23 protein-coding genes are annotated in these 20655 nt (G+C 58.1%); 7 read left to right on the top strand and 16 right to left on the bottom strand.

From position 1 onward, the window contains the following. Positions 1 to 6 precede the first annotated feature (6 nt). Entirely contained in the window at positions 7 to 1170 is a 1164-nt protein-coding gene (gene ampC / locus QC816_RS14300) for a class C beta-lactamase (RefSeq protein ID WP_422823623.1), read from the bottom strand. A 168-nt stretch (positions 1171 to 1338) separates the two neighbouring features. Here ampC and QC816_RS14295 point away from each other — a divergent pair, with 168 nt between their 5' ends. After that, complete coding sequence (locus tag QC816_RS14295) at positions 1339 to 2214, top strand: LysR family transcriptional regulator (RefSeq protein WP_309782950.1); 876 nt, start codon at positions 1339 to 1341, stop codon at positions 2212 to 2214. Between the two features lie 24 nt (positions 2215 to 2238). On the opposite strand, the gene QC816_RS14290 is transcribed toward QC816_RS14295, so the two are convergent. The 6 genes from QC816_RS14290 to QC816_RS14265 all read right to left on the bottom strand — a co-directional run bounded on the left by QC816_RS14290 (position 2239) and on the right by QC816_RS14265 (position 6658). Beyond that, the gene (locus QC816_RS14290) at positions 2239 to 3312 is read right to left on the bottom strand and encodes a metal ABC transporter solute-binding protein, Zn/Mn family (RefSeq protein ID WP_309782947.1); all 1074 of its coding nucleotides are present in this window, start codon (positions 3310 to 3312) and stop codon (positions 2239 to 2241) included. Between the two features lie 39 nt (positions 3313 to 3351). Then, complete coding sequence (locus QC816_RS14285) at positions 3352 to 4242, bottom strand: metal ABC transporter permease (protein ID WP_085917636.1); 891 nt, start codon at positions 4240 to 4242, stop codon at positions 3352 to 3354. After that, positions 4226 to 4960, bottom strand: a complete 735-nt coding sequence (locus QC816_RS14280) for a metal ABC transporter ATP-binding protein (RefSeq protein WP_264825324.1) — start codon at positions 4958 to 4960, stop codon at positions 4226 to 4228. The genes QC816_RS14285 and QC816_RS14280 overlap by 17 nt, the downstream gene beginning before the upstream one ends. Beyond that, positions 4957 to 5106 (bottom strand): hypothetical protein, encoded by a 150-nt coding sequence (locus QC816_RS14275; protein WP_199284450.1) that lies wholly within the window; start codon positions 5104 to 5106, stop codon positions 4957 to 4959. Before QC816_RS14275 ends, QC816_RS14280 begins: the two co-directional genes overlap by 4 nt. Positions 5107 to 5351: 245 nt before the next feature. Then, the gene (locus QC816_RS14270; protein ID WP_085917645.1) at positions 5352 to 5654 is read right to left on the bottom strand and encodes a hypothetical protein; all 303 of its coding nucleotides are present in this window, start codon (positions 5652 to 5654) and stop codon (positions 5352 to 5354) included. A 68-nt stretch (positions 5655 to 5722) separates the two neighbouring features. Continuing rightward, positions 5723 to 6658: an alpha/beta hydrolase gene (locus QC816_RS14265; RefSeq protein WP_268902101.1), complete on the bottom strand. Its 936-nt coding sequence runs from the start codon at positions 6656 to 6658 to the stop codon at positions 5723 to 5725. A gap of 116 nt (positions 6659 to 6774) precedes the next feature. Here QC816_RS14265 and QC816_RS14260 point away from each other — a divergent pair, with 116 nt between their 5' ends. Beyond that, positions 6775 to 7809: an acyltransferase family protein gene (locus tag QC816_RS14260; RefSeq protein WP_268902102.1), complete on the top strand. Its 1035-nt coding sequence runs from the start codon at positions 6775 to 6777 to the stop codon at positions 7807 to 7809. Here the strand turns inward: QC816_RS14260 and QC816_RS14255 are convergent. Further along, entirely contained in the window at positions 7806 to 8378 is a 573-nt protein-coding gene (locus tag QC816_RS14255; RefSeq protein WP_085917648.1) for a glycosyltransferase family protein, read from the bottom strand. The two genes, QC816_RS14260 and QC816_RS14255, sit on opposite strands and share 4 nt — an antisense overlap. A 538-nt stretch (positions 8379 to 8916) precedes the next feature. Between QC816_RS14255 and glnA the strand changes: the two genes are divergently transcribed. The 4 genes from glnA to ntrC all read left to right on the top strand — a co-directional run bounded on the left by glnA (position 8917) and on the right by ntrC (position 13626). Next, complete coding sequence (gene glnA / locus QC816_RS14250) at positions 8917 to 10323, top strand: glutamate--ammonia ligase (RefSeq protein WP_085917649.1); 1407 nt, start codon at positions 8917 to 8919, stop codon at positions 10321 to 10323. A gap of 80 nt (positions 10324 to 10403) precedes the next feature. After that, positions 10404 to 10934 carry a DUF4124 domain-containing protein gene (locus QC816_RS14245; protein WP_309782941.1) on the top strand — a complete coding sequence of 177 codons (531 nt, stop codon included), beginning with the start codon at positions 10404 to 10406 and terminating at the stop codon, positions 10932 to 10934. A 206-nt stretch (positions 10935 to 11140) separates the two neighbouring features. After that, complete coding sequence (gene glnL / locus QC816_RS14240) at positions 11141 to 12199, top strand: nitrogen regulation protein NR(II) (RefSeq protein WP_309782939.1); 1059 nt, start codon at positions 11141 to 11143, stop codon at positions 12197 to 12199. Beyond that, complete coding sequence (gene ntrC / locus QC816_RS14235) at positions 12196 to 13626, top strand: nitrogen regulation protein NR(I) (RefSeq protein ID WP_085917650.1); 1431 nt, start codon at positions 12196 to 12198, stop codon at positions 13624 to 13626. Before glnL ends, ntrC begins: the two co-directional genes overlap by 4 nt. 22 nt (positions 13627 to 13648) lie before the next feature. Here the strand turns inward: ntrC and QC816_RS14230 are convergent, their stop codons facing one another. The 5 genes from QC816_RS14230 to QC816_RS14210 all read right to left on the bottom strand — a co-directional run bounded on the left by QC816_RS14230 (position 13649) and on the right by QC816_RS14210 (position 16961). Next, positions 13649 to 13825 (bottom strand): DUF6435 family protein, encoded by a 177-nt coding sequence (locus QC816_RS14230; protein ID WP_139839340.1) that lies wholly within the window; start codon positions 13823 to 13825, stop codon positions 13649 to 13651. 90 nt (positions 13826 to 13915) lie between these two features. Next, complete coding sequence (locus tag QC816_RS14225) at positions 13916 to 14464, bottom strand: YqiA/YcfP family alpha/beta fold hydrolase (RefSeq protein WP_085917651.1); 549 nt, start codon at positions 14462 to 14464, stop codon at positions 13916 to 13918. Between the two features lie 7 nt (positions 14465 to 14471). Continuing rightward, on the bottom strand, positions 14472 to 14603 hold the full coding sequence (locus QC816_RS14220; RefSeq protein WP_085917652.1) for an entericidin A/B family lipoprotein: 132 nt from the start codon (positions 14601 to 14603) through the stop codon (positions 14472 to 14474). 692 nt (positions 14604 to 15295) lie between these two features. Continuing rightward, positions 15296 to 15835, bottom strand: coding sequence for a phosphatase PAP2 family protein (locus tag QC816_RS14215; RefSeq protein ID WP_264825331.1), 540 nt, complete (start codon positions 15833 to 15835; stop codon positions 15296 to 15298). Continuing rightward, a complete protein-coding gene (locus tag QC816_RS14210) occupies positions 15798 to 16961 on the bottom strand; it encodes a glycosyltransferase family 4 protein (protein WP_085917654.1) in 1164 nt (387 codons plus the stop codon). The genes QC816_RS14215 and QC816_RS14210 overlap by 38 nt, the downstream gene beginning before the upstream one ends. Positions 16962 to 17146: 185 nt before the next feature. On the opposite strand from QC816_RS14210, the gene QC816_RS14205 reads away from it, so the two are divergent. Continuing rightward, entirely contained in the window at positions 17147 to 17812 is a 666-nt protein-coding gene (locus tag QC816_RS14205; protein ID WP_309782935.1) for an SDR family oxidoreductase, read from the top strand. On the opposite strand, the gene QC816_RS14200 is transcribed toward QC816_RS14205, so the two are convergent. Genes QC816_RS14200 through ugpA form a run of 3 tightly spaced genes read right to left on the bottom strand, consistent with a single transcriptional unit; the run spans position 17798 to position 20629 of the window. Continuing rightward, positions 17798 to 18862, bottom strand: coding sequence for a sn-glycerol-3-phosphate import ATP-binding protein UgpC (locus tag QC816_RS14200; protein WP_309782934.1), 1065 nt, complete (start codon positions 18860 to 18862; stop codon positions 17798 to 17800). The genes QC816_RS14205 and QC816_RS14200 overlap by 15 nt on opposite strands. Before the next feature lies 1 nt (position 18863). After that, a complete protein-coding gene (ugpE, locus tag QC816_RS14195; RefSeq protein ID WP_264825335.1) occupies positions 18864 to 19706 on the bottom strand; it encodes a sn-glycerol-3-phosphate ABC transporter permease UgpE in 843 nt (280 codons plus the stop codon). A 38-nt stretch (positions 19707 to 19744) separates the two neighbouring features. Further along, on the bottom strand, positions 19745 to 20629 hold the full coding sequence (gene ugpA / locus QC816_RS14190) for a sn-glycerol-3-phosphate ABC transporter permease UgpA (protein ID WP_309782930.1): 885 nt from the start codon (positions 20627 to 20629) through the stop codon (positions 19745 to 19747). Positions 20630 to 20655: the final 26 nt, after the last annotated feature.

Below are 20655 nucleotides of genomic sequence, written 5' to 3'. Positions count from 1 at the left end.
CTGCACTCAGTGCCCGTCGGTCAACGCGGTAAGGAGTTGATGAGCCACCTTGATGCGCGCCTGATTGGGGTAATTACGGTTTGCCAGCATCACGATACCGATCTGCTCGCTGGGCACAAAGACCACATAGCCGCCAAAGCCATTGGTGGAGCCCGTCTTGTTGTAGAGCGCCTGCTGCCTGGGGGGCTGTGGTGGGCTTAAGCGGCTGACGGGGTTGGCGTCGAGTATCATCTCAAGCGAGTTGCCCTGGACAAGCTTATCAAGGGGGACCGGGTAGGCGTAGCTTTCCCAGCCCAGCCCCTGGGTCATGTTGCCGACTTCAAAGTAACCGGCGCGCGTAGTCGCCATGGCCTGGCTGAGTGATCCATCAAGCCCGGCACCGTCCATATTCGCTTCTACAAACGCCAGTACGTCTGCCGCGGTCGATTTCAAACCGTAGGCCTGGGCATCCAGCATGCCCGGGTTCACCCTGATCGGCTCGTCGTCTTGAGAGTAACCGTAGGCGTAATGCGGCTGTTGCGGGTCAGGTACCTGGTAATAGCTGTTCTCAAGGCCCAGCGGTGTGAGCAGGTCTTCCTGCATCAGCGTCTCGAACCGCTTGCCAAGGCGTTGCGCGGCAAGATAACCGAACAGGCCCATACTCGGGTTGGAGTAGAGCCGGTGGCTACCGGGCGGTGATTCAGGCTGCCACTGGCGATAATAGTCCACCATCGCCGCTTCATCTTGTACCGCTTCCGGAAACTGGAGAGGCAGCTCACCTGCCGTGTAGGTACCCAGTTCCAGCAGGGTGATCTCATCGAAAGCGCTGCCTTCAAGGGCCGGCAAGTGCTGGCTGGCCGAATCAGTAAGCGACAGGTCGCCATTGGATGCCGCATAAGCCGCAAGCGTAGCGGTGAACACCTTGCTGATGGACCCAAGCTCGAACAGCGTCTCTTCGGTGACCGGCGTTTCTGCTTCCAGGTCGGCAACGCCATAATTAAAGTAATATGGCTGGCCGTTGATGCTCAGCGCAACGGACATCCCGGGAATACGATACTCGGCCATGAGCGGGGCGATCGTGTCGTTGACCAGCGCCTCGATGTTTGCGTTATCAACGTCTTCCAATGCCCAGGCAGTGCTGCCAATCAGAAGAGAACCTGTCATGATAAGGCCAGTTTTTGCTGCTAACATCCTGCACATACATGGCTCCTATTGCAGTGGTGAAACAAGGTGAGTGTCAGTTGGCCGGGCGCAATCGCCCGCCGGTGCGAGCGTGAAAGTCGCTAATATAGGGTGAGCGGGTGAGTACGACAAACAGCGATATTTTGCCCAAGCCATTAGAAAAATTAGGGGATCTGGATGGCGCGTTCTTATCTGCCGCTAAACGCGTTGCGCGCCTTTGAGGCGTCGGCGCGGCATTTGAGTTTTACCCAGGCAGCGGATGAGCTCTGCGTTACCCAGGCGGCCGTTAGCCACCAGGTCAAGCTGCTTGAAAGTCATTTGAAGGTACCGCTATTTAAACGCCTGCCCCGAGGGCTGATGTTGACGCAAGAAGGCGAGCGCTTGTTGCCGGTGCTGAACAGTGCCTTTGACCAGATGGGGCATACCCTGGACCGGATAGGCGAGAGCGGTTACCGGGAAGTGATACATGTGGGCGTAGTGGGGACCTTTGCCGTCGGCTGGCTATTGCCACGTCTGGATGATTTTCAGCAGCAGTACCCGTTTATCGACCTGCGCCTTTCCACTCATAACAATCGCGCCGAGCTGGCCGCCGAGGGCCTCGACTTTGCGATCCGCTTTGGTAGCGGGGCTTGGCACGGTACCGCCGCGCAGCCCTTGATGCCAGCGTCGCTATCGGTAATGTGCATTCCAGAGATTGCTGCCCGGCTCAACACGCCAGCCGATGTGCTGGGCGAGACATGGCTACGCTCCTATCGCGCTGATGAGTGGACCGAGTGGCTATTGGCGGCGGGGTTGCCCAGCAGCTATCCGATGTCGAAAAGCATCGTTTTCGACTCATCCATCGCCATGGTGGAAGCGGCCTTGCAAGGGGCGGGAGTGGCGTTGGCGCCACCCCTGATGTTCCCCCGTCAACTGAGCAGTGGCGCACTGGTACAGCCGTTTAACACCGCCGTCAGTTTGGGCGGCTACTGGCTGACGCGCCTGCAGACACGCACCGAAACCCACGCCATGACGTGTTTCCGAGCATGGCTGCTCAAGGCAGCTAGGGCCTGAGCAGCGCTTTTAGGTCCGGCTCGATTAGTGGCTATGCTCGCTGTGGTCGTGAGAATGACCGTGATCTTCGTGGTCAGTCTCTTCATGACCGGGTTTGGCTAACGCATCGTGGAGCGTTTTGGCATTGTGACGCATCATTCCTAAGTAAGTACTTGCTTCGCCATCGCTGCTCAGTGCATCGGCGTATAGTGTGCCAGCCACGCTCAGACCGGTTTCTTCCGCCAGCTGATCAAGTACTGACTGATTGGTCATGTTTTCGTGGAACAGCGCCTCGACGTTCTCTTCTTCAATAACATCGATGAGCTCGGCCATGCTGGCGCCGCTCGGGTCGGCTTCCGTGGACAGCCCTACCGGTGACAGGAAACGCACGCCGTAGGCATTGGCAAAGTAGCCAAACGAATCGTGGCCGGTAATCACGCTGGTAGAGTCAGGAATTTCTTCGATCAGCGCGCGGATTTCTTCATCAGCCGTTCGGATATCGGTCAGATAGCGCTCGGCATTGGCCTGATAAGCCTCGCGATTGTCGCCATCGGCTTCGATCAATCCATCGCGGATGTTCTCGACGTAGGTTTCCGCGCGGGCCAGATCCTGCCAGGCGTGGGGGTCGTCATCGCCATGGGCGTGTTCGGCGTTGTCGCCGGGACCATCGTGGCCCTGAGCATCATGACCGTGCTCGTCGTGATCACCATGACCATGTTCGTCGTGGCCATGCTCATCGTGCTCATGCTCGTTGTGATCATCTTGACCTGCCTGGGCCAGTGGCTTGATGCCTTGGGTCGAGGTGACCAACGCGCCGGTGTAATCGCTGGCGTCGATCAAGCGCTCCATCCAGCCTTCAAACAGTAGCCCGTTGAACACCACCAGGTCCGCATCGGCCAGCGCTCGCGCGTCACCCGGGCTCGGGCTATACATGTGCGCATCACCGTCTGGGCCGACCAGCGAAGTCACGTCCACGTGCTCGCCGCCGACCTGCTCGACCATGTCGGCAAGAATCGAAAAGCTGGTGACCACTTGCACGCGTTCAGACGCCACGGCGGCGGGTAGCGCCAGCAGCGCAGACACGCCAACCAGCCAGCGGGAGAAAGGTAACGGCGACATAAAGGCTCCTTGTAAAGGTGAACGGGCAAGGCCCGATGATCAAGCGCTTGGCTCGGCCGAGAGGGGCGCGGTTTTGCGCCGCCAGCGGGCTGCCAAGCTGTGATAGCGACCGAAAAGGGCAGAGAGCAGATAGCCAATGCCGGCCAGCAGAATGATGCTCGGCCCGGACGGAATATCGAGATGGAACGACAGCAGTAGCCCGCCGGTACTGGAAATCATGGCAAGCGACACGGCAATGCCGATCAACCCCTCCAGGCGCTTGCTCCAGAACCGTGCCGAGGTGGCGGGCAGCATCATCAAGCCTACTGCCATCAGGGTCCCCAGGGTCTGAAACCCGGCGGTTAGGTTGAGCACCAGCAGGCCCAGAAACACGCTGTGTACCCAGCCGCTTCGGCGGCTCTGGCCGCGCAGGAACAGCGGGTCCAGGCATTCCACTACCAGGGCGCGGAAAATCACCGCCAGAGTCAGCACGATCAGCGTGCTCATCCCAGCGATCAGTAGCAGTGCGGTGGAGTTGATCGCCAGAATGGAGCCGAACAGCACGTGGGTGAGGTCGACACTGCTACCGCCGATCGAAATCAGCATCACGCCCGCCGCCAGCGAAATAATGAAAAAGCTGGCCATGGCAGCGTCTTCGCGCTGGCCGCCCATTTTGGACACGGCCCCGGCAAGCAATGCCACCATGACACCAAACAGCACGCCGCCGATGCTCATCACCGGCAGCGAAAACCCGGCCAGCAGAAAGCCCAGCGCCACCCCCGGCAGAATCGCGTGGGCCATGGCATCGCCAATCAGGCTCATGCCACGTAGTACCAGGAACACCCCCAGCGTGGGTGCCGCCAGTGACAGCGCCAGACCGCCGACCACCGCGCGGCGCATAAAGCCGTAATCGAAAGGCGCGATAATCCAGGCATCAAGCAGTGCCAGCATGTCGACCTCCCACGGTGAACGGCACCACTTCTGCCGGGGCATGTTGGTGCATCAGGGCGCCGGGCGATACCCAGCGACCGTGACCGCCGTTGAGCATCAATACCTCGTCGGCCAGGCGGCGCAGGTGGTCCATATCGTGCAGCACCAGAATCAGGGTGGCCCCGTCATCGGCCATCTGGCGCAAGATGCGGATCAGGATATCCACCGTCTCGCTATCCACGTTGGCAAACGGCTCGTCGAGTAGTAACAGCTCGGCTTCCTGCATCAGGGTACGGCCAATCAAGGCGCGCTGGCGCTGGCCGCCGGAAAGCTCGCCCAGCGGGCGGTGCGCCAGATGAGAAATGCCCAGCCGCGCCATGATCTCGCGGCCCTTGCGGTAATGCGACGCACAGTAGCCTTTCAGCGCCCCATGGCTCGGCCAGCTGCCGGTCATGACCAGCTCTTCCACGCTCATCGGAAAGGTCAGATCCAACGCCAGCTGCTGGGGCAGCCAGGCCCGGCGTTCTTTCGGCACGGTGCACACCACCTTGCCGCTGATCGGGCGTAGCTCCCCCATGATGGCTTGAATCAGCGTGCTTTTGCCCGAGCCATTAGCCCCAATCAAGGCAGTAATCGCGCCAGGCTGAAAGTCGCCTTCCACATGCTCAAGCACCGTGCGGTGCCCCTGAGCCAAATGCAGGTTGTGTAGTTGCAGGCGTGATAGTGAGCGCTGACTCATGATGTCCACCCGTTGGCCCACAGCACCATCAACCAAAGCACCAGCAGCGGTACCGTTACCGACAGCAACCGCCGTACCGCCGACAGCGACATCAGCGAAAAATGACAAGGGCCTTCCCTGTTGTGGCGATGCGAATGCTCACTCATTAAAGCCGACCTCGTAAATAATCGAATAGGTTATAACATAACGATGGCAAAGCCAAAAATTTGCCATTTATTTTACGCGCTCAGCGGCACAGGGCAACGCTAATCATGCAGTCTTGCACTTAAAGCGTGCCGCATAAATGTGAGTGAAAGCTGAGGGAATCTAAGAAAAATATAGAAAGCGCCGAAAGACCTAATAACCCCCCGTCGATAACGAGGGATATCTTGGAGGACGTCTCACACTATAATTATTCCTCCGGACTCGGCTCCATAGCACGCTTGTCGTCAGGGAGGCGGACGATGTCGCCTTTGTGGAGCTTGCCGTGGCTGTCCAGGCGCTGGCCCTGGGGCCCAATGATCGCTACCACCGGGCCGATGCTGACCGCTTCGTCTTCCTGGTAGCTTTGCACGTCGACTCGAACCGAACAGCCCTGGTAGCGGGCGGAGATGATATCACCGGTATGCGGTCTGGCGTCGTGGTTGGGATCCTGGGCGTAATGGTGCGCAACGCTGGCGCTGCCTGGCATATCCCATTCAATGTGCCGATGCATAGAAAACTCCTTCTTCGTGGTGCGTTGCAAGCAACAAAGATAAATATCGTTATATTAGCGTAGCTTACTTATTCGCTACTTTCGCCCTGGTTAGGCTGTCCGACGTGTTGAAACATGAAGTTAAGCGCTGCGGGCAGACTGGCCCGCCAGACTCTCCAGGTATGGCCGCCGGGGTAAAGGTCCATATGCACTGAGGTGGGTTGAATCTTTTCCATGGCCTGGCGCAGTTGCCGGGCGTGAAACTCGGCGTCATATACATCACTGCGCCCTGCGCTGATATACATGGGAACATGGGGCACGTCGCTATGCTCTTCCAAGGGGCGAGGCGTCACTTTGATGCGGTAATCCTCAAGGTGCGCGGTGTAGTTCAACTGCTGCCAAAGCTGGCGGTCGAACTCGCCCTGCTCGTCAAGAAAGGCAGGGTGACGGTTGGCAGACGAGTTGTTGGGTGGAAAAGGCACATAGCTCGCGGGACTGAGCGCGGCGACGGCCGCGAAAAGGTCGGGGCGCTCCAGGGCGAAGTTAATCGCGCCAAAACCGCCGGCCGAGAGCCCACCCACGCCGCGCATCGAGCGCTCGTCGCCCACACGGTAGTGGTTTTCCACATGGGGCATGAGGTCATTGAAAAAGGCACTGCGGGCCGCTTCGTTATGGCCATCGACCCACCAGCTGCGGCTGCCGGGCATGATGAAGACGCTGGGCGGAATGTGCCCGGCACGAATCAACCGGTCAGCGGTCTGCTGCAAATTGCCCTTGGCCAGCCAGTCGCGTTCGTTACCAAACGAGCCGTGCAGGAGGTAAACCACAGGGTAGACGGTGTTGCTGTTTTCAGCATAGCCATCAGGCAGGTAAACCGTGTAGGGGTAGGGGTTGCCCAACGTCGGCGAATCGAAATGGTGTCGCTCCACACTGCTGGCGAGGGCGGTTGAAGTGGCCGCCAACAGCCCCGCGAGTAAACCAAACAGGCTGATGAATCCGAGCCGCCAAAGTGGGCGTTTCCTCATGAGCACCTCGTCTGTCGGGAATTCTCGTGTTCTAACGGGGTCGGACAACTCACGGGGTGGGATGTTCAAGACGCTAATGCGTCGGCGTCGCGCAACACAACGTGGCGGGAGGGTTCATGCAGAAAGTGGAAGAAATCTTTTGGCTTAGAGCTTACGGCTGTATAGCCGTTTTTTTATTCCACTTGATGGACCAGGTCAACAAGTACGTCGACAACCTCGTTACTGATTTCATGCGTATCCCCCTGGTATTGGGGACGCCGATTTTCCTGTTTATTTCGGTGTTCGTCTTTGCCGTTCGCTACGATAAAGCGGTGCCTGAAGGGTTCATACGCCAGCGGGTCAAATACGTCATGCTGCCGTATTTCGTTTATGGATTTATCTATTCAACGGCGGAGTGGGCGAAAAGGGGGGCAGAAGGTGACCCGGTCAACTTCTGGGCCAATGCCGTTGAGTATTTTGTTTATGCCGGCTGGCACGGTTACTTCCTGATCATTGCGATGCAGTTTTATGTCGGTTATTGGCTGTTTACCCGCTTGCGCCTCTGGCGAGTCAACCCGGTACCGTGGTTGTGGCTATCCTGCCTGATCAGCATGGCCTACTGGGGAACGGCGTACTGGCAGGGCGTCAATCCGCCGGGGTATCTGCTCTGGGTGGCGCCGCTGGGCTGGCTTTACCTGTTTTTCCTGGCGTTGGTACTCGTGCGTTACTACCCGCTGGCCCCTAATGGCATCAAAGCCCAGCGACCGCAGTGGATGAAGTATCTGGCCCACCCGGCCTGCCTGGGCCTGTTTGTACTTGGGCTTGGTGTGGCAACACTTGCCCACCTGCCGGCCTTTACATCAAAAGAGGTCTGGGTCATTCCGTTCTTTGTGTTGTTTACGCTCTGCGCCACACGTCAGCTCAAGGGCTATACGGCACCGAATTGGGTCCGCCAGATCAATGTGTATTCGTTTGGCATCTATCTGGCGCATCCGATGTTTTTCATCGCCACCGACCTGATCATCGCGCCTTTATCGCTGCCCATCGTGGTTTACGCCGTAATGCTTGCGTTGGTGAGCATGACGGGCTGTATCGTGCTAAGCAAGGTGGTCAATACATCCAGAATCGGGGCGATGATGTTTGGCAAGAAACTGAATGTGGCCATGCACTAGGCGACCCCTGGCGAGGTAGTGGCATTGTCATTGGTCAACGTATGAATGCGTGTGGGGCAGGCATGCAGTCGCTGCATGAAGTCGTGCAGGGCGCTGCGGTCGAGGTCGGGGTCGAAGCCGCCCAGACGCTCCAACCACGTTCGTCGTACCGCTATGTAGGGCGGCGATTGAAGCGCTGAAGCTAAAAAGCGTTGTAAAAGGCGTGCGGGAAAGGTGGGCTCACTGGGGCCGAGCACGACGGCATCCACGGCGTAGCTATCCAGCATGGGAAACATTGCCACCCAGAGGGTCACCGGCAGGGCCGTGGCGTGGAGGGCAAACACCAGCCATTCGGCCTGGCTGGTGGCGGCCGCATGGTTCAGCCGCGCACCCAGCGCGGTGCCCGGCAGGGTGGTGCAGTGGGCAGCGAAGCGTTGCTCCATCAGGGTTAACCGGGGGTCACGGAGCAAACTGGTTATCTGCAGTGTGAAAGCGGGATGGTCGGCGGCTGCTAGGTGAATGTTGCGTAAATGGCGGGGCAGTTGGGCACCCGTTACGCTGGTGTCGATAATAAAGCAGACCGACTTCATGGGTTGCCCTCCGGTCTATGTGTCTGGTTTTTGCTTATTGTAACTGATTGTGTATAAAAGTTTACTATAGTCTCTACCGTTTGGCGCGCAAGTAAATTAAGCGGGTGGATTTGGCTGCAATATCGAGTGCACCTCTATGGTGCAATTAAGTCCGTTCTTGCTTATTTGTGGTGCAATAGTTGGCGACATTGGGTTTTGACTGAACGTTTATGCCTGATATGCAACATGAAGTGGCACCAGAGTGATTTTTAAAGTCATTTAAAAACAACTATTTGCCATTATTTTATGCCATATTGGTGCAAGATTGGCACGCAACCTGCATTATTTGCGGTAGCGGCTAGTAGGTCATAGGCAAATCGCCTGGCGGCGTGCTACAACATTAGCCGGTTTCTATCGCTAGACGTTCTGTTGATGGCAACGGACAAACGTTGAGTGAATAAGCAAGGCAGGCGTGCCATGATGCACGCGACATGTCGAACAACATTTATTGGTAGCTTACTGTCATTAGCTTTAAGCCACGCTCATACCGGAGGACACTATGTCAGCCAAGACTCTCGCGCTAATTGAAGAGCATGATGTTAAGTGGGTAGACCTGCGTTTCACCGACACCCGCGGTAAAGAGCAGCACGTGACCGTGCCTGCCCGCGATGTGGACGAAGAGTTTTTCGAAAACGGTCAGATGTTTGATGGTTCGTCCATCAACGGCTGGAAGGGCATCAACGAATCCGACATGATTCTGCGCCCCGAAGATGGCACTGCCTATCTCGATCCCTTCACTGAAGATGCCACGCTGGTATTGCGCTGTGACATTATCGAGCCGGCCACCATGCAGGGCTATGACCGTGACCCACGCTCCATTGCCAAGCGCGCCGAGGCGTACCTGCAGTCAACCGGTCTTGGCGACACGGCTTTCTTCGGTCCTGAGCCCGAGTTTTTCATCTTTGACGAAGTCCACTGGAAATCCGACATCCAGGGCGCCATGTACAAGATCACGTCTGAAGAAGGTGCATGGGCCACGGACAGCCAGGTAGAAGGTGGCAATCTGGGCCACCGTCCGCGTGTTAAAGGCGGCTACTTCCCGGTTCCACCGGTCGACAGCTTCCACGATATCCGTGGTGCCATGTGTAACACCCTGGAAGCGATCGGCCAGTCGGTAGAAGTTCACCACCACGAAGTTTCCAACGCTGGTCAGAACGAAATCGGTGTGAAGTTCAACACGCTGGTGAAGAAAGCCGACGAAGTTCAGGAAATGAAGTATGTGATCCACAACGTGGCGCATGCCTACGGCAAAACGGCAACCTTCATGCCGAAGCCGCTGGTGGGTGATAACGGTTCGGGCATGCACGTTCACCAGTCGTTCTGGAAGGACGGTACCAACCAGTTCGCAGGCGACGAGTACGCGGGTCTCTCCGAAATGGCGCTTTACTATATTGGCGGCATCATCAAGCACGCCCGTGCCCTGAACGCCTTCACCAACGCTTCTACCAACTCGTACAAGCGCCTGGTACCGGGTTTCGAGGCACCGGTCATGCTGGCTTACAGTGCCCGTAACCGTTCGGCATCCATTCGTATTCCGTACACGGCCAGCCCGAAAGGCAAGCGTGTTGAAACCCGCTTCCCTGACCCGACGGCCAACCCGTACCTGGCTTTTGCGGCGATGCTGATGGCCGGTATCGACGGCATCAAGAACAAGATTCACCCTGGCGACGCCATGGACAAGAACTTGTACGACCTGCCGCCGGAAGAAGGCAAGTCGGTACCCACCGTGGCAAGCAGCCTGGATCAGGCGCTGGAAGCGCTGGACACCGACCGGGCCTTCCTGACCGAAGGTGGCGTGTTCACCGACGAAATGATCGATGCCTACATCGAACTCAAGATGGAAGACGTGGAGCGGATCCGCATGACCACGCATCCGGTCGAGTTTGATATGTATTATAGCTGCTAACAACAGCGGCTAATCTCACCTATGTGGTGCAGATGATCCTAAACCCCGCCACGGCGGGGTTTTTTAGTTGAGGGGGACGCATGTTGCGCAAGGTGTTAATGGCGCGGACCAAAGGCTGGGGCATCGGCCTTGGTCTGGTGCTGGCCGTATGGGTGGATGTTACGGCTGCATCATCAACCGTCTATCGAGTGGTCGATGAACACGGCAATGTCACCTTTTCCGACACCCCGAGCGAGGGTGGGGAAGCGCTTGAGCTGGCGCCGTTGCCTGGATTGCCAAGCGAATACGCCGAGAGGTCCGATGAGCCACCGGCCACCTCACCTGGCCAGCCCTTCATGCCTTACGACCGCTTCCAGATTCGCTCGCCAAGCGATGGCGCCGAGGTGGGTGCCGACACGCCGGTAATGCTGAGTATTAGCCCCCGGTTACGTGATGATCATCGGGTACAGCTGCGGGTGAATGGCAAGCTTAGCCAGTCGGCGCTGCACAGCGATGTGTTCTGGTTGGCAAACTTGCCCGCCGGTCGGCATCGGCTTCAGGCTGAGCTATTGGATAGCCATGGGCGACGGCAGCACCGCACAAACACGGTGACGATTGTGGTGGCAGAATAGCGTCAATGCGCCATTATGGTGCATGTGGTCGCTGGAAGCGTCGATGACCTGCGCTAAAACGACTCGCCATGCACCGCCACACGGCGCAAGTGCCGTGCAAATCAGCACGCTGGCCCATTTGGCGCGCTTTTTGCAGTTCTCTCTACATCTTTCCAGCGGAAGGCTGACCCAAGATAATGGACGAGGCGACTTTGCAAGACACCACCATGCACCAGCGTTTACTTGAACACCTCACCACGGCGGTGCTGCTGCTGGACGGCCGCCTCAATGTGTGCTGGATGAATCCTGCCGCAGAGGCGTTGTTTGCCGTTAGCCTCAGCCGTGTGCGGGGGATGAGCCTGGACGAGATGCTGGGCGGTGATGAAAGCATCGATGAGGTGTTGGCCAAAGCCCGCGATGCGTTTCATCCCTTTACCCAGCGTGAGGCGCGCATTACGCCGCTGAATCGCGATCCGCTCACCGTCGACTATACGGTAACCCCCCTGTCCGACACGGAACTGTTGCTGGAGGTCGAGCCCCGCGACCGGCTGATGCAGATTTCCCGCGAGGAGGCGCTCACCACCCGCCAGGAAACTATCAAGGTGCTGGCGCGCGGCCTTGCTCACGAAGTCAAAAACCCGTTGGGTGGTATTCGTGGCGCGGCGCAGTTGCTTGAACGCGATCTGGATAACCCGGCGCTGCGTGAATTTACCCATATCATCGTCGAAGAAGTTGACCGGCTACGGGACATGGTGGATTCCATGCTGGGGCCCAATTACATCGTCAAACACGAGCCGGTCAATATTCACAAGGTGCTCGAACGTGTGCGTTCATTGCTGATCGCTGAGCACCCGTGGGTCGATATTCAACGGGATTACGATCCCAGCCTGCCGGACCTGTTCGGCGATGAAGCGCAGATGATCCAGGCGGTGCTGAATGTGGCCCGCAATGCGGTTCAGGCCATGGGCGATGCCGAGACGCCGACACCGATGCTGGCGCTGCGCACCCGTGCGCGCCGCCAGTTTACGTTGGGCGCCGAGCGGCACCGCCTGGTCAGCGAGGTGGGCATTATCGACAATGGCCCCGGCATTCCCGGCTCCCTGCAAGAAACCCTGTTTTATCCGATGGTCTCGGGCCGTGCCGAAGGCAGCGGGCTTGGACTGTCGATCGCCCAATCAATTTTGCACCAACATCAAGGACTGATCGAATGCGACTCACGCCCAGGGCGCACCGAATTTCGTTTATTGATTCCCTTGGTTATTAATGTCACCGGAGAAGCGTCATGACAGAGCCTGCCCGTAATGATGTTGCGCGGGTCGTCATTGTTGACGATGACCGTGCGATTCGCTGGGTACTTGAACGTGCGCTGGCGCAACCCGATCTCGAGGTTGAATGTATCGAGCGTGCCGACACGGCCCTTTCCCGCTTGCTCGAGAGTCCGCCGGATGTCCTGGTTACCGATATTCGCATGCCGGGAATTGATGGCCTGGACCTGATGGCCCGGGTACGCGAGGCCCACCCCGATTTGCCGGTGATCGTGATGACCGCGCATTCGGACCTGGACAGCGCCGTGGCGTCTTATCAAGGCGGCGCCTTCGAATATCTCCCCAAGCCGTTTGACGTGGATGAGGCGCTGGCGCTGGTGCGTCGTGCCATTGCCCATGCGCGCGAACGTCAGCGCCCGGTCACGGTGCCGGAGGGACTCAACGCGGAAATTATCGGTGAAGCCCCTGCCATGCAGGAGGTTTTCCGGGCGATCGGGCGTTTGTCTCATTCGCATATTACCGTGCTGATCAATGGCGAGTCGGGCACCGGTAAAGAACGTGTTGCCGAGGCGCTACATCAGCACAGCCCGCGCCAGGGCAAGCCGTTCATTGCGCTGAACATGGCGGCGATTCCGCGGGACTTGATCGAGTCCGAGCTGTTCGGCCATGAGAAAGGGGCCTTTACCGGTGCCACTTCACAGCGTCAGGGGCGCTTTGAGCAGGCCAATGGCGGCACGCTGTTTCTGGATGAAATTGGCGATATGCCGGCTGAAACCCAGACGCGGTTGCTGCGCGTACTGGCCGACGGCGAGTTCTATCGCGTGGGGGGGCATACGCCGACAAAAGTCGACGTGCGGATTATCGCGGCCACCCACCAGAACCTTGAATCACTGGTCGACGATGGGCGCTTCCGGGAAGACTTGTTTCATCGCCTGAACGTCATTCGCATCCACTTGCCGAAGCTGGCCGAGCGCCGTGAGGATATCCCCAGGCTGACGAGTCACTTTCTGGCTGAGGCGGCCAAAGAGCTGTCCACGGATGTGAAAGTGCTGACCCCCGAAGCGGAAGCACATCTGACCCGCCTGCCCTGGCCGGGCAATGTTCGCCAGTTAGAAAACATCTGCCGCTGGCTGACGGTGATGGCCTCGGGACGTGAAGTGCTGGTAGAAGATTTGCCCGCGGAATTGCGCGCACCCAGCGCCTCTGAGTCAAGTGCCCACGGTGACTGGCGGAGCGCTTTTCGCGATTGGGCGGATCACGCCCTGGCAGAAGGCCACACCCATTTGCTGGAAGAGGCCGTGCCGGATTTCGAACGCATCTTGATAGAAACCGCGCTCAAGCACACCGGCGGGCGTAAGGGCGAGGCCGCAGAATTACTGGGCTGGGGGCGCAATACGTTGACCCGCAAACTGAAAACGCTGCTGCCTGCGCTGGCGGCGGACGAGTAGCGCAAGCCGCAATGAGCTTACGTTACTTGCCTTCTTGTTTCAGGCGTTCTATTTCAGCGAGCAGCGCATCGGCTTCCTCCGTCAAGGTGGCATTTGCCCGCATGTCACCGTTGCGTGATGCCTCCATGGCGGCTTGCAGCTTGCGTTCGTAGTCTTGCTGTAGCTTCTTTTTGGGGTCGCGCTTGAAAAGGCCAAACATGGACGCTCTCCTTCTGTGTGTACATTGTTTGTACACCCTTGGAGAGTGTTTGTCTAATGCTGCGACACCTTTACTCCTTACCTTTAGCGGCTAGCGGCGTGAACAGGCGATTGTACTGGCGTGCAGGACGGCGCTGCATCGCATCAGGAAGGCGTCAAAGTCGCTGAGCAAGGTGTCAAGGCTTTCGTGGAGGCGGTGATCGTCGTCCAGCATGCGCAACGACAGGCGCTGCCGTTCGGCCCAGTCAATGACCGGGCGAGGGGGAATCACGTCATCCTGCCAGCCGTGAATCACGTGAGTGCAACTGGCTTGGAGCGTGGGGGCGGTTTCCGGATAATGCGGTAGACCAATGGCCGGGGCCAATAAAAAGCAGCCCAGTACGGGCTGCTGTGAACTGACCGCTGCACTTAGCCAGCCACCCAGGCTTGAGCCGGCAAAGACGCAGCACTCAGGGTTGTCACCCCGCGCCGACAGCGTCGCCAAAAGATGCTTTAGGCGTTGCTGGGGGTCGGGTTGGTCTCGATAATCCATCACGACGGCCTCGCAGTCGTCGAGCTTTTCGGCAATGCCTTTCAGCGCCTGCATTTTCAATGCGCCGGGGCCGCTTTCCAAGCCATGTGATAGGTAGACCGTTAGCATAATGTCGTTAACTCGCTGATTGTTGAATAGCTTCTCCACCTTGCTCGATGTCTTCACCCGCCCCGCGAATGGTATTGCAACCGCTCACTAACAGTAAGATGGTGATGCTAAGAATGCCAAGAGCTGTCATGCGTTTCATAGAAGCTTCCTTTCAGGTGGTCACCCCCTTCAAGGGGGTATTAGCTAGACTAGCAAACGTTAGCCATTTAGCGACACTGGCAGTATGTACCTCTTTATCCTAATCACCATGCTATTTTGTCGCATGTGTCATTACGCCACATTTTTTGTGTGCCGTCGTCGCCGCAAATGAACCCTTTGGCATTTATTTAAGATATTGTTTTAATTGGTTTTTTAATTTTTTTAAGCGAAGTTGGCCTGATGCCTGCTTCGTTAGGTGTGTATGCGAAATGATAAGGAAGCTTGTTTATTCGCATTGATTAAAGTCACGGTCACAAAGGTCAAATCATTGGGTTCAGAAACGTTGTTATGCAGGTAAAGTCGTTACGTAGGAAAGGTTGATCTCGTGTTGGAAGGTAATGGGAAGCTGGTCAGTCAAAAGGTAATAGGTTGGAAGGAAAAGTAGCAGAGAGGTAAGCAGTAGAAAGGTAAGCAGTAGAAAGGTAAAGCGGGTCAGGGGAGTGTCACGGCAGTAAAAGGAAGGCAGGAAGCCCGAGTGATAATGAATGGAACATTCAAAGGAATGGGCACTCTCCGTTTTAGCTTAAGGAGGCGCTAAACATCAGTGTCATGGAATGACGACGATGCGAAATTACCACCTTGTTCCGGCGAGGTGGTTTTTTTGCGTCTGATCGATGCCTTATCGCTCCCCGACTAGCCCATCAGGTAAAGGCTGAGCAGCGCAAAGCCATAGCCCATGGCGGCGCCGGCAATCACATCGCTTGTGTAGTGCAGGCCCAGGCCCACCCGGGATATCGCAATCAGTACCGACAGGGGAATGACCACTGGCAGTAACCACGGCGTGTGGGCGGCGACCAGCACGCTGAACATCACGGCGTGCATGGTATGCCCGCTGGGAAAGCTATAGCGATCCCGGGCCGGTGCATTGCACTGAATACCGCTGCGATAAGTGATATACGGCCGCTCACGGCACAGGCGGGTTTTCACCAGCCGGTAAATGGCGATGGCGACGCTGGCAATCAGGGTGTACTGCAGCACTCGCCAGGCGCCGTCAGGCTGCAGCCAGGGTTGCGCTAGGATCAGTAGCACCCAGACCGGCCAATCACCCAACCGGCTGGCAGCCTGGAGTGTCATGCGCCAGGGCCGGTAGAGCGATAGGCGCGATACGCGCTGGCAAAACTGCCATTCCAGCAAATCAAGACGATCGAATACGACGAGGGGGCGGGGTCGCATGATAAGCCTCCTGGGCCTTTTGAAGATAATCAAGAAACTGCCGGGCAATGCCCGCCCAGCTTTGCTCAAGGGCTTTCAGCCGGGCGAGGCGGCTGTACTTGGCATAGTCCGCCGGGTGTTGGCAGAGGGTCACCGCCGCCTGACTAAAGGCCGCCGAGTCGTTGATGGGCACGGTAATGCCGTTGTAGCCGCTCTGGATCAGCTCGGCGCTGGCCGCGTGCCGATAGGCCACCACGGCGAGCCCGCTGGCCATGGCCTCACTGACCACGTTGCCCCAGGTTTCGGAAAGCGAGGGGAAGATGAACAGGTCGGCGCTTGCGTAATGCCGGGCAAGCGCGTCGGGATCAATAAAACCGGTAAAATGGACATCCGGGAGCGCGCTTTCAAGCTGGGCCTTTGCCGGGCCATCGCCCACGATAACGTGGGCCATGTCCGGGCGGACGTTGCGCATGGCGTGATAGGTTTCCTGTAGCAACGCGAGGTTTTTTTCGGCGGCGAGCCGCCCGACATAAAGCGCCACCGGCTGATGGTCGTTAACGCCCCAGGCACGACGTAATTCAGGGTCGCGGTGGGCAGGGGAAAAACGCTCACCATCGATGCCGCGTGACATCACCGCGACGTCGTGGATGCCTTGCTGGCGAAGTTGACTGGCCTGCAGTTGGGTAGGCACCAGGGTTAACCCGCAACCGTTATGGAAATAACGCAAATAGCGGCGGGTGGCCGAGGCGAGCCAGGGAACGCCGTAATCGCCACAGTAATGATCGAAATTGGTGTGCCAGCCCGCCACCAGCGGAATGCCCATCTGCCGTGCTGCCAAGCGTGCCGACCAGCCCAGCGGGCCTTGGGTGGCCAGGTAAACCACATCGGGGCGCTGCTCTTTCCAGAACTTGCGCAAAGTCGCGGGGCGACAAAAGCCTACCTGAACGTCGCGGTAGCCCGGGATGGCAAAGCGCGGTACCTGTAGCTCGGCCCGTGCCTGAGTTGCCTTGGCGGCAAGCGGGGGCTTTGGCCGAATCACATCAATAAGAACCTGATGGCGGTCAAGCTCGCGGCTAAGCCGACTCAAGGTGTGTGCGACACCATTGATTTCCGGTGCCCATGTTTCGCTGACGATGCAAAGCCGCATGTGCGATCCGCCCTCTTGTCTATTTACAGAGCAGTTTGGACGACAGGGATGACATGCCTAAGACAGGCAGGTGAATAAGCGATGACAGCAAGGCGTCTGTCAGCGTTTAAAGGAGGCCCGCCTAAGGGTTGTGCAAGGATGTACGATGTAGCCGTGATGCATGTTCCAAAAATGGGGAGTTACAGATGAAATCAACGGTGTTAATCACGGGGGCCAACCGGGGTGTCGGGCTGGCGCTGGCAGAGCACTATTTTGATGAAGACTATCGCGTTATCGGCGTTTGCCGGCAGTCATCCGACGCGCTGGACCGCGTGGCGGATCAGGTGATCGAGTCGACTGATGTCACTCAGCCTGATGATGTCATAAGCCTTGCCGAGACCCTGAAGGGCCAGTCGCTGGACTTGCTGATCAACAATGCCGGGTTGCTGCGCGATGAATCCCTGGGCAGCCTTGATTTCGACAGTATCCGCGAGCAGATGGAAATCAATGCCTATGCGCCGCTGCGGGTGGCCGAAGCCCTGCTGCCCAATCTCGGCAAAGGCAGTAAGATCGCCAATATCACCAGCCGCATGGGGTCCATCGCGGATAACGACTCGGGCGGCCGTTATGGGTACCGTGCGTCCAAGGCGGCGCTCAACGCCTTTGGCAAATCGCTGGCGATGGATTTAAAACCCCGCGGCATTGCCGTGGCCCAACTGCACCCCGGCTATGTGCAAACGCGCATGGTGAATTTTGGCGGGTTTATCAGCCCGCAGGATGCCGCGCTGGGTATTGCCGCGCGGATTGAGGAATTGACCCTCGATAACAGCGGCGGGTTTTGGCACAGCAACGGCGAGTCACTCCCCTGGTGATGACGTGCGCTGCCCCGTGGCACTGTCAAAAGGGTGCAGCGCGTCGCGGGGCACGTAGAACCGAAGGGTTTCGCCCTCGGCCACTGGCGGCTGGCCGGAGACGCGGATGACCATGGGCTGGTCACTGTCGGCAAGGTTCGCATACAGGTGGCTTTCGGCTCCGGCGGCCTCAAACAGCGCAAGCGTTGAGTCGATGGTTAGGTGAGGCGCTGTGGGCGGCGTTAAGTGCATATCATCCGGGCGAATGCCGACGATATCGGTGCCTTCTGGCAGGTTATCCAGCAGGCCGTTGCCACCTTTAGCCTTCAGGTAGTCCACCGGCAGCATGTTCATGGCGGGGGAGCCGATAAACCCGGCCACAAACATGGTGGCGGGGCGGGCGTAGATCTCCATGGGCGTGCCCACCTGCTCGATCTGCCCGGCGTTCAGCACCACCAGGCGGTCACCCAGGGTCATGGCTTCCAGTTGGTCGTGGGTCACGTACAGGCTGGTGGTCTTGAGGCGCCGCTGGAGCTGCTTGATTTCCACCCGCATCTGCACGCGCAGCTTGGCGTCCAGGTTCGAGAGTGGCTCGTCGAACAGGAACGCGGCGGGGTCGCGGACCAGGGCGCGGCCCATTGCCACCCGCTGGCGCTGGCCGCCGGATAGCTTGCGTGGTTTGCGATCCAGAAACGCCTCGATCTCGAGCATTTGGGCGGCAACCCAGACGCGTTTTTCTATGTCGTCTTTTTTAAAGCCCCGGTTCTTCAGGCCGTAGGCGAGGTTGTTGTACACCGTCATATGCGGGTAGAGCGCGTAGTTCTGAAACACCATGGCGATGTCGCGTTCGGCGGGTTCGAGCGTGTTCACCACTCGCTCGCCGATTTTGAGAGTGCCCTCGGTGATGGTTTCAAGCCCCGCCACCATGCGCAGCAGCGTGGATTTGCCGCAGCCGGAGGGCCCCACGAGCACTACAAATTCACCATCTTCGATGTGTAGGTCGATGCCTTTGACGGCGTGCACATCGCCGCTATAGGTTTTCTTCAGCCCTTCCAGGGTAATGCTGGCCATCTTACTTCTCCGTCTCGGTCAGGCCTTTCACAAACAGGCGTTGCATAAACAGAATGACTAACACCGGCGGCAGCGCGGCCATGACCACCGCCGCCATTATCAAGTGCCACTGGGGGTTCTCCTCCGAGGTCATGCGCTGAATACCCATGACGATAGTGGTGTAGTCGGGGTCAGTGGTGATCAGTAGCGGCCACAGGTACTGGTTCCAGCCGTAGATAAACATGATCACGAACAGCGCAGCGATATTGGTCACCGAAAGTGGCATCAGGATGTCCTTGAAGAACTTCATAGGCCCGGCGCCATCGACCCGGGCGGCCTCGAGCATTTCTTCGGGAACGGTCATGAAGAACTGGCGAAACAGGAAGGTTGCGGTGGCCGAGGCAATCAGCGGAATCGACAGGCCGGCGAAGCTGTTGAGCATACTGAGGTCGGCCACTACCTGATACGTCGGAATAATGCGTACTTCCACGGGCAGCATCAGGGTGACGAAGATCAGCCAGAAGAAAAACATCCGGAAGCGGAAACGGAAATAGACGATGGCAAAAGCGGATAAAAGCGAAATAAACAGCTTGCCCACGGTGATCGCCATGGCCATTACAAAGCTGTTCCAGAGCATCAGCGCGGCGGATGGAGAGTTGGCCGACGAAACGCCGGATTGCCACATTTGGGTATAGTTTTCGATCCCATGGCTGCCAGGTAGCAACGGCAGGGTGCCGCGCAGTAGCTCATCAGGTGCCTGGGTCGATGCCACAATGGCGATATAGACGGGGAAAACCACCAGTGCCACGCCGATGATCAACACAGTATGGGCAAAGCAATTGGCCCAGGGTCGGTTTTCAACCATTACAAGGCTCCAACAAGGCCAGATTAGCAGGCCGTCCGTTAGTAGTTAACGCGCCGCTCGATAAAGCGGAACTGGATCACGGTCAGCGCGACCACAATGACCATCAGAATCACCGACTGAGCGGCCGAAGACCCCAGGTTCAGCCCCACGAAGCCGTCGGCATACACCTTATACACCAGGATGTTGGTGGCCTGTGCCGGTCCGCCTTCGGTGGTGGCGTGGATAATCCCAAAGGTGTCGAACATGGCATACACCACGTTGACCACCATCAGGAAGAAGGTCGTGGGCGACAGCAGTGGGAATACAATCGTCCAGAAGCGCTTGGTGGGGCTGGCGCCATCAATGGCGGCTGCTTCGATCAGCGATTGCGGGATGGACTGCATGCCTGCCAGGAAAAACAGAAAGTTGTAGGAGATCTGCTTCCAGGAGGCGGCTAAAATCACCAGCAGCATGGCATCGCTGCCGGAATTGCGGTGGTTCCACTGGTAGCCGACCATTTCCAGCATGTAGGGCACGATGCCGATGGAGGGGTTGAAGATAAACCACCACAAAACGCCCGCCAGGGCGGGGGCAATGGCGTAGGGCCACACCAACAGCGTGGTATAGGTGCTGCGCGAACGAATCATCCGGTTGACGGTGCTGGCCAGCAGCAGCGCTACCGACATGGACAACAGCGTGGTGCCCACGGCGAACACCACCGTCACCGACAGCGAATTAAGATAGCTGCCGTCGCGGAACAGGCGGGCAAAATTTTCGAGCCCCACAAACGTCGAGCGTAACCCAAAGGCATCTTCGCGCAGGAGTGATTGATACAGGGCCTGACCCGCCGGCCAGATAAAGAAAATCAGCGTGATGATCACCTGGGGGGCCAGCAGGGCGAAAGGCAGCCAACGCCCTGGAAAGGTCATGCGTTTTGTTTGCATGGCAAGCTCTTGAACACAGCCGAACG

Source organism: Vreelandella janggokensis (assembly GCF_031451615.1).
Taxonomy (GTDB): domain Bacteria; phylum Pseudomonadota; class Gammaproteobacteria; order Pseudomonadales; family Halomonadaceae; genus Vreelandella; species Vreelandella janggokensis.
The sequence above is the reverse complement of the archived record's forward strand: the minus strand, read 5'-3'. Positions and strand labels throughout refer to the sequence as shown.

Coding starts and splice junctions, on each gene's coding strand:
- ampC (WP_422823623.1), bottom strand. CDS start 1,170: ATGTTAGCAGCAAAAACTGGCCTTATCATGACAGGTTCTCTTCTGATT.
- QC816_RS14295 (WP_309782950.1), top strand. CDS start 1,339: ATGGCGCGTTCTTATCTGCCGCTAAACGCGTTGCGCGCCTTTGAGGCG.
- QC816_RS14290 (WP_309782947.1), bottom strand. CDS start 3,312: ATGTCGCCGTTACCTTTCTCCCGCTGGCTGGTTGGCGTGTCTGCGCTG.
- QC816_RS14285 (WP_085917636.1), bottom strand. CDS start 4,242: ATGCTGGCACTGCTTGATGCCTGGATTATCGCGCCTTTCGATTACGGC.
- QC816_RS14280 (WP_264825324.1), bottom strand. CDS start 4,960: ATGAGTCAGCGCTCACTATCACGCCTGCAACTACACAACCTGCATTTG.
- QC816_RS14275 (WP_199284450.1), bottom strand. CDS start 5,106: ATGAGTGAGCATTCGCATCGCCACAACAGGGAAGGCCCTTGTCATTTT.
- QC816_RS14270 (WP_085917645.1), bottom strand. CDS start 5,654: ATGCATCGGCACATTGAATGGGATATGCCAGGCAGCGCCAGCGTTGCG.
- QC816_RS14265 (WP_268902101.1), bottom strand. CDS start 6,658: ATGAGGAAACGCCCACTTTGGCGGCTCGGATTCATCAGCCTGTTTGGT.
- QC816_RS14260 (WP_268902102.1), top strand. CDS start 6,775: ATGCAGAAAGTGGAAGAAATCTTTTGGCTTAGAGCTTACGGCTGTATA.
- QC816_RS14255 (WP_085917648.1), bottom strand. CDS start 8,378: ATGAAGTCGGTCTGCTTTATTATCGACACCAGCGTAACGGGTGCCCAA.
- glnA (WP_085917649.1), top strand. CDS start 8,917: ATGTCAGCCAAGACTCTCGCGCTAATTGAAGAGCATGATGTTAAGTGG.
- QC816_RS14245 (WP_309782941.1), top strand. CDS start 10,404: ATGTTGCGCAAGGTGTTAATGGCGCGGACCAAAGGCTGGGGCATCGGC.
- glnL (WP_309782939.1), top strand. CDS start 11,141: ATGCACCAGCGTTTACTTGAACACCTCACCACGGCGGTGCTGCTGCTG.
- ntrC (WP_085917650.1), top strand. CDS start 12,196: ATGACAGAGCCTGCCCGTAATGATGTTGCGCGGGTCGTCATTGTTGAC.
- QC816_RS14230 (WP_139839340.1), bottom strand. CDS start 13,825: ATGTTTGGCCTTTTCAAGCGCGACCCCAAAAAGAAGCTACAGCAAGAC.
- QC816_RS14225 (WP_085917651.1), bottom strand. CDS start 14,464: ATGCTAACGGTCTACCTATCACATGGCTTGGAAAGCGGCCCCGGCGCA.
- QC816_RS14220 (WP_085917652.1), bottom strand. CDS start 14,603: ATGAAACGCATGACAGCTCTTGGCATTCTTAGCATCACCATCTTACTG.
- QC816_RS14215 (WP_264825331.1), bottom strand. CDS start 15,835: ATGCGACCCCGCCCCCTCGTCGTATTCGATCGTCTTGATTTGCTGGAA.
- QC816_RS14210 (WP_085917654.1), bottom strand. CDS start 16,961: ATGCGGCTTTGCATCGTCAGCGAAACATGGGCACCGGAAATCAATGGT.
- QC816_RS14205 (WP_309782935.1), top strand. CDS start 17,147: ATGAAATCAACGGTGTTAATCACGGGGGCCAACCGGGGTGTCGGGCTG.
- QC816_RS14200 (WP_309782934.1), bottom strand. CDS start 18,862: ATGGCCAGCATTACCCTGGAAGGGCTGAAGAAAACCTATAGCGGCGAT.
- ugpE (WP_264825335.1), bottom strand. CDS start 19,706: ATGGTTGAAAACCGACCCTGGGCCAATTGCTTTGCCCATACTGTGTTG.
- ugpA (WP_309782930.1), bottom strand. CDS start 20,629: ATGCAAACAAAACGCATGACCTTTCCAGGGCGTTGGCTGCCTTTCGCC.